Below are 17,573 nucleotides of genomic sequence, written 5' to 3'. Positions count from 1 at the left end.
GATTGTGGTGATTGTGGCGGTATGAGGATGGTGTGACCGATGGCCGGCGGCTGATGCAATCGGTCAGCCGCCGGCCGGTCGTGCATCCGGTCAGATGCATTCGTCCGGCGTGGGGTGCAGCAGCGATGGCGCAGCGCCGAGCAGCATCCGCGTGTAGGGGTCCTTCGGATTGGTGAGCACGTCGTGGGCCTCGCCATGTTCGACGATGGTGCCGTGGTTCATCACCACGATCTCGTCGGACACGTATCGCACGGTCTGGATGTCGTGGCTGATGAACACCATCGACAGTCCGAGCGATTTCTTGAGATCGCTCAGCAGGTTGAGGATCTGCGCGCGCACCGACACGTCGAGGGCGCTTGTCGGTTCGTCGGCGATGATCGCGTCCGGGTTGAGCGACAGGGCTCGGGCGATGGCCACGCGCTGACGCTGACCGCCGGAAAGCTGGCCGGGCAGGGCGTTGAGCGCCGACTTGGGCAGCCCCACCATGTCGATCAGTTCGTAGGCGCGTTTGCGGCGCGATTCCTCATTGCCGAGGCTGTGCACCACCAGCGGGTCCATGAGCTGCTCCTGCACGCTCATGCGGGCGTTGAGCGCTGTGGCCGGATCCTGGAAGACCACGGAGACCACGCGTCCGATGTCCATGCGCTCCTTGGCCGTGCGCCGGGTGACGTCCTGACCTTTGAAGAACACCGTGCCGCCGGTCACGCTCTGCAGTCCGCACATCACGTTCGCGGTGGTGGACTTGCCGCAGCCGGACTCGCCGACGATGCCGATCGTGCGTCCGGGCATGAGCCGGAGGTTCACCTTGTTGACGGCGGTGATCTTCTTGGGGTGGAAGAGCGATCCGGCGCGGGTGGTGAACACGACCTCGATGTCCTTGAGTTCGATGATGGGCGTGGCCTTGCTGGCGTTGCGCTTGCTGTTCGTCTCACTCATCGCTGTGCTCCTTTCAGCGCCTTGGCCGCCTCGCGGGCCGCCACTTCGGGGGTTGCCGCGAACCAGTCGTAGGTGAAATCGGGGGCCGGGCCCGGTTCGGGGTCGTCGGGCTGGCAGGCCACGTAATGCTGGGTTCCAGGTACGACCTTCATCACCGGGCGCACGTCCAGACCGTGGTCGGGGCGCGAGGATCGGGGCGCGAAGCGGTTGCCCTTGGGGAAGTCGGCCGGGCTGGGCACGGTGCCGGGCACCTGATGGAGACGGCCCTGTCCGGCCTCGATGGAGGTGACGGATCCGAGCAGGCCGCGCGTGTATTCGTGACGGGGGTCGGTGAGGATCTCCTTGGTGGAGGCCTGTTCGACCACCTGTCCGGCGTACATGACGGTGACGGAGTGGGCCACCTTGGCCACGAGCGCCAGATCGTGCGAGACGAAGATCATGGCGAAGCCGAGCTTCTCACGCAGTTCGTTGAGCAGGTCGATCACCTGCTTCTGCACGGTCACGTCGAGGGCGGTGGTGGGTTCGTCGGCGATGATGAGCTTGGGGTCGCGGGTGAGGGCCATGGCGATGAGCACGCGCTGACGCTGGCCGCCGGAGAGCTCGTGCGGGTAGGATTCGAGCGTGCGCTTCGGGTCCAGGCCCACGAGTTCGAGCAGTTCCTCGGCGCTGCGGGTGCCGCCGCGGGAGGTGAGCTGCTTCATCTGCGCCTTGATGAGCATGGACGGGTTGAGGCTGGAGAGCGCGTCCTGATAGACCATGGCGATCTCGTGGCCGCGCAACGCGTTGTGCTCCTTGGGGTCCATGCCCACTAGGTTCTTGCCGTCGAACAGGATCTCGCCGCTGATCTGGGCCTTGGGGTCGAGCAGTCCCATGATGGCCAGCGAGGTGATCGACTTGCCACAGCCGGACTCGCCCACCAGGCCCATGGTCTCGCCGGGGCGTACGGAGAACGACAGGTGGTCCACCACGTTCACGTCGCCGTGACGCGGGAACTTGATGCACAGGTCCCGAACCTCGATGACCGGCGGTTCCTGCGAAAGCGGGATGAAGCGGTCCTTGCGCCTGAGCTCCGCCTCGCGCAGCTGGGCGAGACGCAGTTCGAGGTTCTCGTGCTGGGCCTTGTAGGCGGCCACCGGATCGATGAGCAGACGATCCTCCTTGCGCTTGAGCTCGGCCTCGTCGGCGGTCTGCCTGATCGGCGCGGTGGGGGCGGCCACCATGGCGTCGGTGATGCCTTCGGACAGGATGTTCAGGCACAGCACGGTGATCATGATCGCCAGACCGGGGAACATGGCCTGCCACCAGTAGCCGTACAGCACGCCGGCCTTGGCGGACGAGAGGATGTTGCCCCAGGTGGGCGTGGGCTCGGGGATGCCGGCGTTGATGAAGCTCAGCGACGCCTCGAACACGATCGCGTCGGCCACCGACAGCGTGGTGAACACCATGACGGGAGCGGCGATGTTGCGCGTCACATGCTTGAACAGAATCCACGGCGCGCGTGCACCGGAGACGATCACGGCACGCACGTAGTCCTTGCCGTATTCGCTGATGATGTTCGCTCGCACGATGCGTGCGATCTGCGGCACGTAGAGCACGCCGATCGAGATGATGATGCCGATCATCGACTGTCCGAGAATCGACACGAACACGGCGGCCAGGGCGATCGTCGGCACGGACATGACCACGTCGATCAGTCGCATGATGATTTCGGAGATCCACGTGCGGGAGACGGCGGCGATCGCGCCGATGATCGCGCCCACGACGAGGGCGAACGCGATCGACGTCAGGCCAATGACAAGCGAGTACCGGGCGCCGTAGATCACGCGGGAGAACACGTCTCGGCCGAGGTTGTCGGTGCCGAACCAGTGGTCGCCGCTCGGCGAATCGTAGCTCATGGTGATCTCGGTGGGGTCGTGCGGGGTGACGACGGGCGCGAGGATGGCGGCGAGCGCCAGCACGGCGATCACGATCACGGAGATGCGGGTGCCGACGGTCATGCTCGACCAGCGACGGACCTTGACCTTGGTTCCGGGTTTGCTGAATTCCTTGGTTGCGTTGTTGCTTCCGAACATGTCACACCGTCCTGATTCGCGGGTTGATGAGCACGTACAGCAGGTCGACGATCACGTTGACCACCATGAACGCCAGGGCGACGACGAGCACCACGCCCTGCACGAGCATCGGTTGGTTGTTGTTGATGCCGTCGAACATGGCGGTGCCCATGCCGGGCAGGGAGAAGATGACCTCGATGACGATCGCGCCGCCCATCAGGTAGCCGATCTTCATGCCGAGTACGGTGACCGGGGTGATCAGCGCGTTGCGGAACACGTTGCGTGCCACGACCACGCGTTTGGGCACGCCCGCGCCGATGGCGGTGCGCACGTAGTCCTTGTCGAGCTCCTCGACCATGGAGGTGCGGATGATGCGGGTCAGCGAGCCGGCGACGGGCAGGCCGAGCGCGAAGCTGGGCATGGCCATGCGGGCGAGGTAGCCGGACGGGTCCTGCGCGAATGCGGGCAGTTCGCCGGCGCCGGGCAGCCAGGACAGCTGGATCTGCAGCAGGTAGATGAGCAGCACGCCGAGCCAGAACGACGGGGTGGCGATGGCGATGATGGACACGACTCGGATGGCCTGGTCGACCCAGGTGTCCCGGTAGAGGGCGGCGAGCACGCCGAAGATCACGGCGAGGACCACGGCGATGAGCAGGCCGATGAACGTCAGCTGCAGGGTGATCGGGAAGGCGTCGGCGATGCGCGCGCCCACGGAGTCCTTGTTGACGCCGTATACGCCGAGGTCGCCGTGCAGCAGGCCGCCGAGGTAGGAGAAGAACTGCTCCCACCAGGGGCGGTCGAAGCCCATCTCGTGGCGGTATGCGGCGAGCGCCTCGGGGGTGGCGTTTTCGCCGAGTGCGGCGACGGCGGGATCGTACTGTGAGAACGACATGAGGAAGTAGACGAGCAGTGTCACTCCGAATGCCATGAATGGCAGGGCGATCAGTCGTCTGCCAAGAAGTCGTAGAAGATTATTCACGTCTGTGTCTCCCAATGAATGGTGAACATGAATGCGGTCGGTCGTGTGGCCGACGGACGGTGAGGCGGCATGGCTGTCGCCGGGCCTTGACGAACAAGAGAAAGAACAAGAGAGGAACCGGCCCGCGGATGCGGATTGTGTGGGTGTTGGATCAGTGATCCGGTCCACGGGCCGGGGCATTGATTAGCCGTTCGCGAACGGCTGAACGACTGCGGCCGGCTTGCGGCCGTTTGGTGTTTGGTGAGGGTTGGGCTACTTGCTGAGCTTGGCTTCCACCAGATTGATGCCGGTGGAGCCGATGGGCTGGAACTTCTCGAACACGCCCTTCTTGACGGCGGTGGTCGTCTTGCGGTGGAACAGCGGGTAGAGCGGCACCTGCTCGCTGAGCAGGTCGAAGCACTGGTTCCAGTACTCCTGGCGTTCCTGGTCGCTGCTGGCTGCGATGGCCTTGTCCATCAGCTCGTGGAGCTGGTTGTAGCCGTCGGAGTCCTTCCAGAAGGTGCGGGTCCTGGTCCAGGCGTTGTCGCCGTACCACCAGTTCATGAGCAGGTCGGGGTCGTTGCCGAACACGGACGGGTCGCCGGGGGCGAGGACCATCGAGTAGTCGGCGTCGGCTTTGTCGGTCACGTTCGGGTAGAGGGCGGAGGATGCCATGGACTGGATGTCCACGTTCATGCCGATCTGGGCGAGATCGTTCTTGATCTGCGGTGCCAGCTGGGTGATCCAGGACTGGTCGGTGGTGTACAGGGTGAATTTGAGCTCACCGGTCACGCCGGCGTCCTTGAGCAGCTTCTTGGCCTTGGTCAGATCCTGCTTGTAGACGGTGCTGGCCTTGTGGTAGTTGGGGAAGTTCTCGGGCAGGAAGCTGGTGGCGGCGGTGGCCTGTCCGTTCATCTGGTTGTCGATGAGCTTCTGCGTGTCGATGGCGTAGAACACGGCCTGACGCACCTCGGCCTTGTCGAACGGGGCCTTCTTGGTGTTGAACATCAGGAACGGCTGGTTGAAGCCCTGCACAGTGTCGAGTTCGGATCCGGAGGATTCGAGGGTCTTGAACGCGTTGGCGGGCACCATTTCCATGACGTCGGTCTTGCCGGCCTGCATGGCGGTGACGCGGGAGGTGTCGTCCACGGCCACGTTCCACACCATGTGCTTGGTCTGTGCCTTGTAGTCGCCGTTGTACTGGTCGTTCCTGTCGAACTTGACCTGCTGGTCGGTGATCTCGGTGTACTTCCACGGGCCGGAGCCGACGGGCTGGGCCTTGAGGTCGGCGTCGCTCATGGAGGTCGGCACGATCTGGATGAGGGCCAGACGCTGCTTGAACATCGGGAAGGCCCGCTTGAGCGTGAAGGTCACCTGGTTGTCGCCCTTGGCCTCCACGTTCTGGATGAAGCCGAGCATGGAGACGTAGAGGCTGCCTTCGGCGGTGGTGCGCTTCCACGAGCTGACCACGTCCTCGGGGGTGACGGCGGTACCGTCGGAGAACTTGGCGCCGTCACGCAGGGTGACCACGTATTCGGTGTCGGACACCTGCTCCGGCTCACCCTTGGCCAGGGCGTTGTAGACGGAGAAATCCGAGTAGTTGAGTGCGTAGAGCGGTTCGGTCACGTGCCAATTGCCAGCCATGGCGAGGGCGCTGGACGTGGTGGATGGGGCGAAGTCACGGCTGGCGTATGCCACCTGTGCGGTGATGGTGTCGGCCACGGCGGTGCCGGACGAGGTCTTGGCGGTATCTCCACCGCCGCCGCATGCGCCGAGACTGAGCGTCATGGCGCCGGCGACGACCAGGGCCGCGGCCTTGGTCAGTCGGTTCCTGAATAACGACATCGTAGTGCTCTCCTTTGATTTCCTACTTCCTTGAATGCCCGGGATGCCTCAATGCGTCCCGAACTTGGCATAATCATATGACGTCTGATGTCTTACCGCAATACGGAGTGTCGTATGACATCTGATCTCTTGGTTGTCGTACATACTCCGTCGTGCATACGCCAATCCCTCGGGCACACAGTACGGTGCCCATACGACGCACGCACACGTCATATGGGCACCAAACAAACACTACGGCGCCTGTTCAACACACGAATGCGTCGGACAGGCACCGGACGATCGGCTCGGTGCCCATATGACGCAGCCGTGCGTCAGACAGGCACCGAACCCGCGAATCACAAACCGGACTCAGCCTTTGAGCCGCGCGGCGAACCACCGCGTGATGCTGGTCGGATGGGTAATCGCCGTGCCGACGACCGCCGCCCAGGCTCCGCGCCGCATCACCTCGGCCAGCTGATCGGGCGTGTGGATGCGTCCCTCGCACAGCACCGGCACATCGGGGAACGCGTCGACCATCTGCCCAAGTAGCTCAAAATCGGGCCCGTCGGTTTTCTCCCGTTCGCCGGTATATCCCGACAGCGTGGTGGAGATGATATCAGTGCCGGCGTCGACGGCCTGCTGTGCATCGGCGAAACTGCCGCAGTCGGCCATCACGATCACACCGTCGCGATGCAGCGCCTCCACGGTCTGCGCATAGGTGAGGCCATCAGGGCGCGGCCGACGCGTGGCGTCGATGGCCACGATATCGGCTCCGGCGGCGGCGCAACAGCGCGCATGACGCAGCGTGGGCGTGATATACACGCCGTCGTCCCCCTCCTTCCAGATGCCGATGACCGGCACCTTCACCTGTCCCTTGATCGCGGCGATATCGGCAAGGCCCTGGCAGCGGATGGCCACCGCACCACCGATCTCCGCGGCCATGGCCATCTGCGCCATGGTCTCCGGATGCCGCAACGGCTCGCCCGGATACGCCTGACAGCTGACCACCAGACCGCCCTTGATCTGTTCAATGATCGGATTCATATGATGCTCCTTTGCATAGTCTTTCCGTGTCTTTGCGCATTCATCCCTATCGTCGCGAAGCGGCGAACGCGGCGGCCGCACCGATCAGCGGGGCGCTTCCGCCAAGCCGCCCGCGCAACAACGGCGTGGATCGCAGCAACGGCAGCGCGCCGTCGGCGAACCCCTCGCGTAGGGCCCGCCACCACACCTCGCCGGCGTTGACCACCGATCCGGACAGCACGATCGCCGCCGGGTCGATGAGGTTGCCCATGCCGGCGAGGCATTCGCCAAGCGCACGCGCGCTCATGGTCAGGATCTCCACGGCGTACCGCTCCCCCGCCGCCGCGCGCCGCGCGATCTCGGCGGCGTTCGCAGCCGGAGCCACATCATCGGGACGACGGGATTCGAACAGGTCGGCGATGCCGGTGCCCGATGCCACCGGTTCGATATGCCCGCTGGTCGTACCGCACGAACAGCGCATGCCTGTGCCCAGACCGTGTGGCATATGACCGACATGTCCGGCCACGCCATGCGCGCCGGTGATCAGCCGCCCATGATCCACGACCGCACCGCCGATGCCCGTGCCCACGCCCACCGACAGCATGATCGGATATCCGCGACCGGCTCCATACAATGCCTCGCCGATGCCGTGCGCACCCACGTCGCCCACCATATGCACGGGCAGGCCCGTGGCCTCGCCGACCGCCGCCGTGATATGCTGCCCGGCCCAGCCCGGCATCAGATCGGTGGCGGACAGGATCACCCCGGACGACGAATCGACCACGCCGGCCGAACCGATGCCCACACCGACGATGTCCACGCCATCATGCGCGCATCGTTCGATCCGCCGGACTGCGAATTCCACCAGACGTTCGCGCACATCGTCGCCGCCACGATCGGCAAGGGTGGGAATCATCTCGACATCGGCGACCACGGGCTGAGCCAGCGAATCAACGGACGGCAACGACACCACGCCCGACGCGATCTTGGTGCCGCCGATGTCGAAGGCGAGATACCGGCGCTCGCCATTCGCCATGCTGACGCCGTCCGTCGTACCGACGCCGCTCATTGCCCCACCACCGCGTGGTGAATGCGTTCAAGATAACCGACCCGCTCACGCAGATCGCTGTCACCGGGCACGCAGACCTTGGCCCCGATGTATTCCAACGATTCGCACGTCATGGCCGCAGCCACGCATGCGCGGATATGGTCGGAGTCCATCAGCGACGTGGGCTCGTCGGGGTTCATGGGCAGGTGGCCGTCGATCCATGCGTAGCCGTATTGCGTGACGTCCGGACCGGCTCCGGAGAACATGAGTCCGGTGAGCACGCCGGCCTGCGCCGCCGCCGTGACGTGGGCAAGCGGCAGGTTCGCATCCCGCCCCTCCACGCAGCTGCGCCCCCAGTTCACGGTCAGGCCCACGCCGGCCTGTCGGCACAGTTCGATTTCGGCGTCGATCGGCAGGAAGCCCTTCTCCGGCTTCTGTCCGTCGACGAATCGATCGCAGTGTTCGATCACCAGTCGTGTGCCACGCCAGTCCCATGACGTCAGTTCGGCGAGGGACCGCCGCATGGCGTCGGCATCGGCGCGGCCGGTTGGTGCCGAATGCAGCTCCACGAAAGCCACGTCGTTGGCACCGCGACGCTCGGCCAGATCGGCGATGACGTCGTTGACGTTCCGAACGAACTCGATCGCGGCATGACGTCCGTCATCATCAGGACTCGCCAAGCCGAAACCGGGATCGCGCCCGACGGCCTGCATGGTGCCGGGAATGGCGGTGATCACGTTGCGACACCAGACGGGCGGCAACGCATCGGCGTACCATGCGCGGTCCGTCGGATCGGCGAGATCGCCCGGATACGGGATTTCAATGGCGTCGACCCACGACTGTTCGCCAAGCAGTTCATAGTATTTCCGCTGGTCGTCCCTGCGGTGCGGAAGCGACGCGTAGGCGCCGACCACGAAGGTGGGCTGGATCATCATTCCTCCTTGATACGCCGTTGCGTGACTCATCGTCGAATACGCATATCGTCCGAATTCGTCGGACCGTACGTGTCGGTTGCACGACCCGGCAATGACCACAGTCTACCACGACATCAGACGTCTGATCTATTTCATGTCGGCGTACCGCCCGATCATCCCTTGATTACGGTTCAGCCGCAACGCACAATGTGACGCAACCGCACATCCGCCTACGACTACGGTTCGTTCCGCAATGACCACGAACCGCACAGTGTCCCCGATCCCGTTCCGTTCCCCATACACCGTACAACGAAATCGGCCCGCACCTGGCGAGTGCGGGCCTACGGAAAACAGCAAACAATGCGGCACGGGCAACGACACCTCAGCCCAGCCGAGGCACACCACTCAGTGCGTGGCGATCTCGTCGACCTTGGTGACGTGGCCGCCGAACTGGGCGCGCATCGCGGTGACCACGCGCAGGATGTCGTCGGCACCGCCGCGTGAGGTCTGCCGCTGCCACAGGGCCGCAGCGGTCGCCGGCGTCGGCACGCCAAGCTCAAGGGCCGCCTCGATCATCCACTTCGCCTCGCCGGATTCGTTCGCCACGGCCGGCACATCCGCCAGCTCGGGATCATGCTCGGTGGCGTTGTCGAACAGATCGAGCAGCCAGGACGCCACCACGGATCCCTCGCGCCACGAATCCATGGTTTCGGCCGGATTGTCGATGTACTCGCTTTTCATCATGGTGGCGAAGCCCTCGCCGAACGCCTGCATCATACCGTATTCGATGCCGTTATGCACCATCTTGGCGAAGTGGCCGCCGCCCACGGGCCCGGCCAGCACCAGACCGTGCTCCCCCTCCGGCTTGAGCGTCTCGAGCAGCGGACGCACATATTCGAACGTCTCGCGATCCCCGCCGAGCATGAGCGCATAACCGCGTTCGGCACCCCACACACCTCCGGACACGCCGCAGTCAAGGAACCGGATGCCGCGTTCCGCAAGCGATGCCGCATGGTTGCGATCCTCGGTGTACTTGGAGTTGCCGCCGTCGATCACCACGTCGCCCGGTTCGAGCAGCGCCTTGAGCGCATCGATAGTGGATTCCGTGGGCTTGCCGGCGGGAACCATGACCCATACGATGCGCGGAGCGTCAAGCGCGGCGACCAGCGCCTCAAGACCGTCGACGTCACGCGCCGATTCGGGATTCACATCGAAGCCGACGACGGTGTGTCCGCCCGCCTTCAGACGCCTGACCATGTTGCCGCCCATACGGCCGAGTCCGATCATTCCGATTTGCATAGTGTCCTTCTTTCCGATTCCTGTGATGGTTGTGGTTGGTACTGGTTCGTAATGATTACGGCGATTCTCGGAGCGTTGTCTGCCGGCTACTGCGCCAGCGCACGCTCCTCCTTGGCGGCATGCTCCTTCACCGCGGCGATGGCTCTCTCGACCATCTCCTCCATGGTGCCTTCGATGGAGATCTCGATGCCCGGCTCGTCGGGCTGCAACGGTTCGAGAGCGGCGAACTGGCTGGGCAGCAGCGCCGGCGGCATGAAGTGCCCCTTACGCGCGGCGATGCGCTCGCCGATGAGCTCCGGCGTTCCGGCAAGATGCACAAAAAACACCGGCACGTTCTCACGCAGCACGTCACGATAGGACCGCTTGAGCGCCGAGCTGGAGACGACGGTGGATTCCCCGATCGAATCACGCGCCACCATCCAGCTGTTGATCACGCGCAACCATGGCCAGCGATCCTCATCGGTCAGCGGAATGCCGGCGGACATCTTGTCGATATTGGCCTGCGGATGGAAATCATCGCCCTCCGCCATGGCATATCCCATACGATCCCGAATGGCCTCGGCCACCGTGGATTTGCCGCATCCGGCAACACCCATAACCACTACATGCACGCTCATTGTCCGCTCCTTCGCCTGACTGACCGATCAGCCGACCGATCCGTTCGTTCCGCCCAATCCAATCGGCTGGACTGACCAACTGATGCAACCGACCGCACTGCCCGACCGCGATTCCCGGATTCCCGACGCCGGTCGTCACACACCGAGACTGTCATGCACCGCGGTTGCTGACACCCACTCTACCGATAAAAAGTACTCTTTGTCGATTTAAAAAGAGTACTTTTTAAAAATGATGATCGGCCCAGTCGTCCGAGGCCGTCCAAGATCGACGCAGTTGCACTTGACTGAACAACACGGATCCAACGCATTCCTCGTCCGAGACACACAGCATTGGTAATCTTTTTTCTATGACAGATACGCCGAAATCTTCGTCGACATCGCCATCGATGTCGTCTAACGCCAACGAATCATCCGCGGACGGCAAGCTCATGCACCTGCCCATCGCCGATCAGCTGGCCATCGACATCATCGACGGACGCTGGATCGTGGGCGGCAACATCACACTGGAGGACATCCAGAACCGTTTCGGCGTCTCACGTACGGTGGCCCGCGACGCCGCACGCTATCTCGAAGCGGCCGATGCGGTGACGATCCGGCGGCGCGTCGGACTGGTGGCACAGGACCCGTCCGCATGGGCGGCGCTCAATCCGCAGGTCATCCAGTGGAAACTGCACTCGAGCCAACGCAAACAGGAGCTCATGTCCCTCACCGAACTTCGACTCGCCATCGAACCGGCCGCAGCCGCCGGAGCAGCCACCCGCGCATCGCTGGATGTGCGCGCCAAGATGCCGGTGCTCGCCATGGAGATGCGCAGACACGGCGAGGCCGGAGATCTGGAACCGTTCCACGACCTCGACATCGAGTTCCATTCGATGCTGCTTCGCAACAGCGGCAACGAACTGTTCGCATCCCTTGCGCCGATCGTGGCGACCATTCTGCGCGGTCGTGTGGAGATCAACATGTATCCGAGCCGACCGTCGCCCAGCGCACTCGACGCGCACGACGCCGTCGCCAACGCCGTGTGGAAGGGCGACGCCGAGCGAGCCCGCAAGGGCATGCACGACATCGTCGACGAGGTCAGCAAGGTCATCGCCGCACGCTGACGCAGACGGCAGCCCGCAAAAATCCGGTACAAAAAGGACGAAATCCGCGATTTGTAGTAGTTTACGGACGTTTTCGTTACCCAAAACGTCCGTACCACACTACGAATTGCGGATTTCGTCTTTTCCAGCCCGTATTGTTCCGGGCGCTCCCGCATGTTCGAACCGCGGACCGCCGGAACCAGCAGGCCTCACACCACCTTGCGCTCGAACGGATCGGAGCTGATGCCCTTGGCCAGGATGTCCTTGCACCATTCCTTGGCCGTGAACAGGCTGTGGTCACGGTAGTTGCCGCAGCTTTCGATCGTGGTGGCCGGCACGTCGTCCCACGTGGCCTTGTACGCGATGAACTCCAGCGACTCCTTGAGCGCCTTCGCCACATCCTCGGTGGAGTGCTCACCCCACGTCAGCAGATGGAAGCCGGTACGGCAGCCGAACGGCGAGCAGTCGATGTAGCCCGGAATGCGTTCGCGCAGCAGCACGGCGATCGTATGCTCGATGGTGTGCAGACCGCCGGTCGGAATGGCGTTCTCATTCGGCTGCACCAGACGCAGGTCATAGTTGGAGATCACGTCGCCGTGAGGGCCGGTTTCCGTGTCGATGTAGCGCACGTACGGTGCCTTGACCTTGGTGTGATCCAGCTGGAAGCTCTCGACAACCGGCTTCTCGTGTGTTTCGTCCGTCATGACGACTCCTTTTGACTGTGATTCATGCCGACGCATGCCGAATCCGCGCCGGCACACGTCGTATCCGTCCGCAACCGCGGCCCGGCGTCCGTCGATCCCAAACGGGTCGGGATCCATACCCTACTGTTGTCCGCGACGGCCGCCAAGTCAACCACCCCGCCACGCATGTCGGTATGAGTGTCGGTTATCGTCCGTTATCAGCGAGTGGCTTCGGGCACCGGCAGGTGTCAAAGGAATCCAACGCCTCTGACACCCGTCAGTCGCCGAAGTCGCGGATCACGGCGAGGAAGCGCCCGCCGTACTGTTCGAGCTTCTTCTGCCCCACGCCGTTGACCGCCAGGAATTCGCCGTCGTTCCGCGGCCTCCGCACGCACATGTCGCACAACGTCTTGTCGTTGAATACCCGATATGGCGGAATGGCTTCCGCGCGGGCGATCTCCGTGCGCAGTTCACGCAATCGTACGAACAGTTCGGCGTCCGCGCCGTCGAGTTCGGCGGGTGCCACACTGCGGGTCCTACGCGACGAGCCGCCGGTCTGAGAACCGCCCGAACCGCCGTAGGTCGTGCCGCCGCCCGAACCGCCGCCATGATCGTCATCATCAGCCGGCCGGCTCACCTGCTTGATCACCATGGAGAACGCCGGCGCTACGGTTTCAGCGGCCCTCGCCCCGAAGATCACCACCGCATATCTGCCGTCGGCCACGGCCAAATACCCGTCCGACGTCATCTGCGAGATCACGTCACGAATACGCGTTGCGGGCACATCGCGCAATATGCCGTAGGTGGGTAGGGAATCAAGATGCCGCCAGTCATGCATCTCCTGCGCGTCGGAGCCGCGCAACACCTGCACGATCTTGCCGGCACCGAGCCGCTGATGCACATCATGCACGCACCGACTCACCGCGCGCGCGATATCGGTCACGTCGATCGTCTCGAATTCGCCGTCGCAGTTGGAGCACCCCGAACACTTCACCTCGCCGGTCTCGCCGAAATAAGAGGTGATGTACCGGTGCAGGCAGTCGGTGGTACGGCAGTAGCCGATCATGCCGTCGAGCAGTACGCGGCGACGATTGCGCACGGCCTGCGCCTCCTCGTCGGTAAGGCGTTCGTTGCCGTTCTCCATTTCGATGAATCGACGACGGGTGGCGATATCGCCGTCGCTCCACAACAGCGTGCAACGCGAGGCGAGCCCGTCTCGTCCGGCGCGGCCGGCCTCCTGATAGTAGGCTTCGATGCTGTCGGGCATGTTGTGATGGATCACGTAGCGCACGTTGGATTTGTCGATGCCCATACCGAACGCGTTGGTGGCCACCACCACAGGCGCCTCGTCGTTGACGAATGCGCGCTGGGCCGCATGACGCTCCTCGGGCGGCAGTCCCGCGTGATAGCACACCGCGCGTACGCCATGCGCGCACAAATCGGCGGCGAGCTTTTCGGTCTCCTTGCGGGTGGCGCAGTAGATGATGCCGGATTCGTCTGGGCGGGCGGTCACGTACCGTTCGATCCACTGCTGTTTGACGGTGGGTACGGCCTTGATCACGTCGAAGTAGAGGTTGGTGCGATCGAATCCGGTGACGCTGATCTGCGGATCGCGTAATCCCACGAGGTTGACGATGTCACGGCGTACGCGTTCGGTGGCGGTGGCGGTGAATGCGGCGACGACGGGCCGGTCGGGCAGTCGGTTGAGGAAGTCGCCGATGCCGAGATAGGCAGGTCGGAAGTCCTGTCCCCATTGGGATACGCAGTGGGCTTCGTCGATGGCGACGAGCGCGATGTCGAGCGTGGCGGCGAATTCCACGAATCGTTGGGTGTCGAGTCGTTCGGGGGCCACGTACATGACCTTGCATCGGCCGGATCGGGCTTCGGCGAGAGCGACGGACTGTTCCTCGGAGCTTTGCGTGGAGTTGATGCAGACGGCGTGGATGCCGTTGCCTTCGAGGCCGGCGACCTGGTCGGCCATGAGTGAGACGAGTGGCGAGATGACGATGGTGACGCCGTGCATGAGGACGGCTGGGATCTGATAGCAGAGGGATTTTCCGGCACCGGTGGGCATGACGCCGAGCGCGTCGCGCCCCTGTAGGATGGCGTGGATCAGCGGTTCCTGCCCGGGTCGGAATCCGTCGTAGCCGAAGTATTGCCTGAGTGCGGACCGCGCATCGTTCATGTCTGCCATGATCCCGACCATAGCACTCCATGGCACCCCATAGCACCGGGGCGGGCGCTGGCCGAAACCGACCGGCACCCGCCCCCGATAGGCGATCGTTTTGCTGGATGCTCGCCCGAGCCTTGCCAAGAGGCTTACTGCGCGCTGCGTTCGAGCGCCTGATCGAGATCGGCGATCAGATCGTCCACGTTCTCCACGCCCACGGACAGGCGGATGAGGTTGTCGGGCACCTGCAGGGTGGTGCCGGAGACCGATGCGTGGGTCATGGCGGCCGGGTGCTCGATCAACGATTCCACGCCGCCCAGTGATTCGGCGAGCGTGAAGATCTCGGTGCCTGCAGCGAACTTCAGTGCGGCGTCACGGCCGGCGGCCAGCTGCACGGAGACCACGCCGCCGAATCCGCCGTGCATCTGACGCGCGGCGATCTCGTGGCCGGGGTGCGATTCCAGACCCGGGTAGAGCACGCGCTCCACTTCGGGACGGGCCGCCAGATGCTCGGCGATGGCGAGCGCGTTGGCGCTGTGTCGCTTCACGCGCAGCTCCAGGGTCTTGAGGCCACGGGTCTGCAGCCAGGAGTCGAACGGTCCGGGCACGGCACCGGCGGAGTTCTGCAGGAACGCCACCTTGTCGCGCGTCTCCTCGTCGTTGAGCACGATCGCGCCGCCCACCACGTCGGAGTGGCCGCCGATGTACTTGGTGGTGGAGTAGACCACGGCGTCAGCACCGAGCTCGAGCGGATGCTGCAGCACGGGCGAGGCGAACGTGTTGTCGACGACGATCCGGGTGCCGTGCTCGTGCGCGAGGGCGGCCACAGCCTCCACGTCGGTGATGCGCAGCATCGGGTTCGACGGGGTTTCCACCCAGATGGTTGCGTAGTCGTTGGCGCTGAGGGCCTCTCGCACCGCGTCCACGTCGGAGATGTCGACCACGTCCAGTCCGATGCCCCACGGCACGAACACCTTGCTCAGCAGTCGGTAGGTGCCGCCGTACACGTCGTTGCCGAGCAGCACGCGGTCGCCGGGCTTGAGCGTGGATCGCAGCAGCACGTCGATCGCGGCGAGTCCGGAGGAGAAGGCGAGCGCGTACTTGCCGCCTTCGATCGCGGCGAGCTGCGTGTCGAAGGAGTCTCGGGTGGGGTTCACCGATCGGCTGTAGTCGTAGCCGTGGCGCAGCTGGCCGACGCCGTCCTGCTTGAACGTGGATGTCAGGTAGAGCGGCGGGACGACCGCACCGGTGATCGGATCGGGCTCCTGGCCGGCGTGGATGGCGCGGGTGGCGAGCTGGGTGGCGGTGAAGTCGATGGTCATGATGTGCTCCTTTGGATGTGATGGCTGGTGCCGTAGTGAGTGTGATTGCTAAGTGTGGTGATTGCTGACGTGGTGTATTGGTGTTATGAGATTTGGGATTGTGGCGTATCAGTGCGGTTCACGAGGGACGACGCATGAGGAAGCACCGTGCGTCGCCGTCACGCGTTCGCCGACGTTCCGAGCACCGTATCCACGAGCGAGGGCTGTGCCGTACGGTCCACGATGTCGCCGAATCCGTTGTCGCGCATCCACTGATCGTTGAAGATCTTGCCCAGATAGCTGCGTCCGGAGTCGGGCAGCAGCACCACCATGAGCGCGTCCTTGCCGAGCTGGTGTTCACGCGCGTACTTGAGCGCGGAGACGACGGCCATGCCGCTCGAACCGCCCACGAGCAGTCCCTCCTCGGCGGCCAGTCGGCGGGTCATCTCGAACGCTTCGGCGTCGTTGACCTGTACGATCTCGTCGACCACGGACGGATCGTATGCGTCGGGGTAGAAGTCCTCCCCCACGCCTTCGATCTTGTACTGGTGCACGTTGTCGGGGCTGGAGTAGATGGATCCTTCCGGGTCGGATCCGATGACGGTCACCTGGTTGGCGGATGCGTCCTTGAGGAAGTGACCGGTGCCGGAGATGGTGCCGCCGGTGCCGATGCCGGCCACGAAGTGCGTTACCTTACGGTCGGTGGCCTCCCAGATCTCGGGGCCGGTGGTGCGATAGTGACTTTCCGGTCCGTTGGGGTTGCTGTACTGGTTGGGCTTGAACGCGCCGGGGATCTCACGGGCGAGACGGTCGGATACGTTGTAGTAGGAGCGCGGATCGTCGGGTTCCACATCGGTGGGTGCGACCACGACCTCAGCACCGTACGCGCGTAGCACGGATCGCTTGTCTTCGGAGACCTTGTCAGGTACCACGAATATCGTGCGGTATCCGCGTTGCTGGGCCACGAGCGCGAGTCCGACGCCGGTGTTGCCGCTGGTGGGTTCGACGATCACGCCGCCGGGCTTGAGCTGTCCGGAACGTTCGGCCGCGTCGATGATGCGGGCGGCGATGCGATCCTTGGATGAACCGCCGGGGTTGAGGTATTCGACCTTGACGGCGATGGTGGCGTCGATGCCTTCGGTGACGTGGTTGAGCCGGACGAGCGGAGTGTTTCCAACGAGTGCAGTGATGGAGTTTGCGATGGTCATGATGTTCCCCCTGCGGATTGACCGGTTTCCTATATCCGATTGCTGATTTTGGTGTGGATTGGCCGCCGTGCGCTGTTACCGTATATGTGCGTCGTGCGACCGGATGACACCGCCTGCCCCTTTGCTGGCCGGTGTTGCAATCGCGTGAAACATGACGGGGAATGATTCGTAAACCGTTGGAGTTCGATTTCGATGACCGTATCGTCGTGGGAATCGTATGATCGACGATCGCCGCACCGGGATGATGCTGGATTGATGATCATGGATTCATGGCCCGACGTGGCCGAAATGAAAAACCGTCCTGTTTCAGTTATGCGTCACTGACCAGCACCCCCATATGCTCCGGTACATCGTACGGCACCCGGTTTGCATACCCAGAGGGGCGGCGGCTAGCGACAACAACATGAAAAGAACGTCATGACTCAAACGGTAGCACACCCGTGCACCCCCGCGTGTCGC

General features: G+C 63.8%; 14 protein-coding genes. 1 reads left to right on the top strand and 13 read right to left on the bottom strand.

From position 1 onward, the window contains the following. Nucleotides 1-90: 90 nt before the first annotated feature. The 9 genes from EP30_RS08230 to EP30_RS08190 form a co-directional block, all read right to left on the bottom strand. Nucleotides 91-936: an ABC transporter ATP-binding protein gene (locus EP30_RS08230; protein WP_140557718.1), complete on the bottom strand. Its 846-nt coding sequence runs from the start codon at nt 934-936 to the stop codon at nt 91-93. Next, on the bottom strand, nt 933-3,008 hold the full coding sequence (locus EP30_RS08225) for a dipeptide/oligopeptide/nickel ABC transporter permease/ATP-binding protein (RefSeq protein WP_140557716.1): 2,076 nt from the start codon (nt 3,006-3,008) through the stop codon (nt 933-935). Before EP30_RS08225 ends, EP30_RS08230 begins: the two co-directional genes overlap by 4 nt. A 1-nt stretch (nt 3,009) precedes the next feature. Then, nucleotides 3,010-3,966: an ABC transporter permease gene (locus tag EP30_RS08220; RefSeq protein ID WP_140557714.1), complete on the bottom strand. Its 957-nt coding sequence runs from the start codon at nt 3,964-3,966 to the stop codon at nt 3,010-3,012. 252 nt (nt 3,967-4,218) lie between these two features. After that, nucleotides 4,219-5,790 carry an ABC transporter substrate-binding protein gene (locus EP30_RS08215; protein WP_140557712.1) on the bottom strand — a complete coding sequence of 524 codons (1,572 nt, stop codon included), beginning with the start codon at nt 5,788-5,790 and terminating at the stop codon, nt 4,219-4,221. Nucleotides 5,791-6,138: 348 nt separating this feature from the next. Continuing rightward, complete coding sequence (locus EP30_RS08210; RefSeq protein ID WP_094662035.1) at nt 6,139-6,813, bottom strand: N-acetylmannosamine-6-phosphate 2-epimerase; 675 nt, start codon at nt 6,811-6,813, stop codon at nt 6,139-6,141. A 46-nt stretch (nt 6,814-6,859) separates the two neighbouring features. After that, entirely contained in the window at nt 6,860-7,861 is a 1,002-nt protein-coding gene (locus EP30_RS08205) for an ROK family protein (RefSeq protein WP_258185434.1), read from the bottom strand. After that, nucleotides 7,858-8,772: a DUF4862 family protein gene (locus tag EP30_RS08200; protein ID WP_140557786.1), complete on the bottom strand. Its 915-nt coding sequence runs from the start codon at nt 8,770-8,772 to the stop codon at nt 7,858-7,860. Before EP30_RS08200 ends, EP30_RS08205 begins: the two co-directional genes overlap by 4 nt. 387 nt (nt 8,773-9,159) lie before the next feature. Continuing rightward, a complete protein-coding gene (gene gnd / locus EP30_RS08195; RefSeq protein ID WP_094662039.1) occupies nt 9,160-10,053 on the bottom strand; it encodes a phosphogluconate dehydrogenase (NAD(+)-dependent, decarboxylating) in 894 nt (297 codons plus the stop codon). Between the two features lie 86 nt (nt 10,054-10,139). Continuing rightward, nucleotides 10,140-10,670 carry a gluconokinase gene (locus tag EP30_RS08190; RefSeq protein ID WP_140557710.1) on the bottom strand — a complete coding sequence of 177 codons (531 nt, stop codon included), beginning with the start codon at nt 10,668-10,670 and terminating at the stop codon, nt 10,140-10,142. A gap of 386 nt (nt 10,671-11,056) precedes the next feature. Between EP30_RS08190 and EP30_RS08185 the strand changes: the two genes are divergently transcribed. Next, on the top strand, nt 11,057-11,773 hold the full coding sequence (locus EP30_RS08185; protein WP_140557708.1) for a FadR/GntR family transcriptional regulator: 717 nt from the start codon (nt 11,057-11,059) through the stop codon (nt 11,771-11,773). Between the two features lie 188 nt (nt 11,774-11,961). Here EP30_RS08185 and EP30_RS08180 read toward each other — a convergent pair whose 3' ends face one another. The 4 genes from EP30_RS08180 to EP30_RS08165 all read right to left on the bottom strand — a co-directional run bounded on the left by EP30_RS08180 (nt 11,962) and on the right by EP30_RS08165 (nt 17,114). After that, nucleotides 11,962-12,456: an S-ribosylhomocysteine lyase gene (locus EP30_RS08180; RefSeq protein ID WP_094662045.1), complete on the bottom strand. Its 495-nt coding sequence runs from the start codon at nt 12,454-12,456 to the stop codon at nt 11,962-11,964. Nucleotides 12,457-12,712: 256 nt separating this feature from the next. After that, on the bottom strand, nt 12,713-14,629 hold the full coding sequence (gene recQ / locus EP30_RS08175; protein WP_375137748.1) for a DNA helicase RecQ: 1,917 nt from the start codon (nt 14,627-14,629) through the stop codon (nt 12,713-12,715). A gap of 125 nt (nt 14,630-14,754) precedes the next feature. Next, nucleotides 14,755-15,927, bottom strand: coding sequence for a cystathionine gamma-synthase (locus EP30_RS08170; protein WP_094662049.1), 1,173 nt, complete (start codon nt 15,925-15,927; stop codon nt 14,755-14,757). 158 nt (nt 15,928-16,085) lie between these two features. Further along, on the bottom strand, nt 16,086-17,114 hold the full coding sequence (locus EP30_RS08165; protein ID WP_094662051.1) for a cystathionine beta-synthase: 1,029 nt from the start codon (nt 17,112-17,114) through the stop codon (nt 16,086-16,088). Nucleotides 17,115-17,573: the final 459 nt, after the last annotated feature.

The sequence above is a fragment of the Bifidobacterium sp. UTCIF-39 genome (genome assembly GCF_006408715.1).
Taxonomy (GTDB): domain Bacteria; phylum Actinomycetota; class Actinomycetes; order Actinomycetales; family Bifidobacteriaceae; genus Galliscardovia; species Galliscardovia tissieri.
This window is presented reverse-complemented; position numbering and strand designations above follow the sequence as displayed.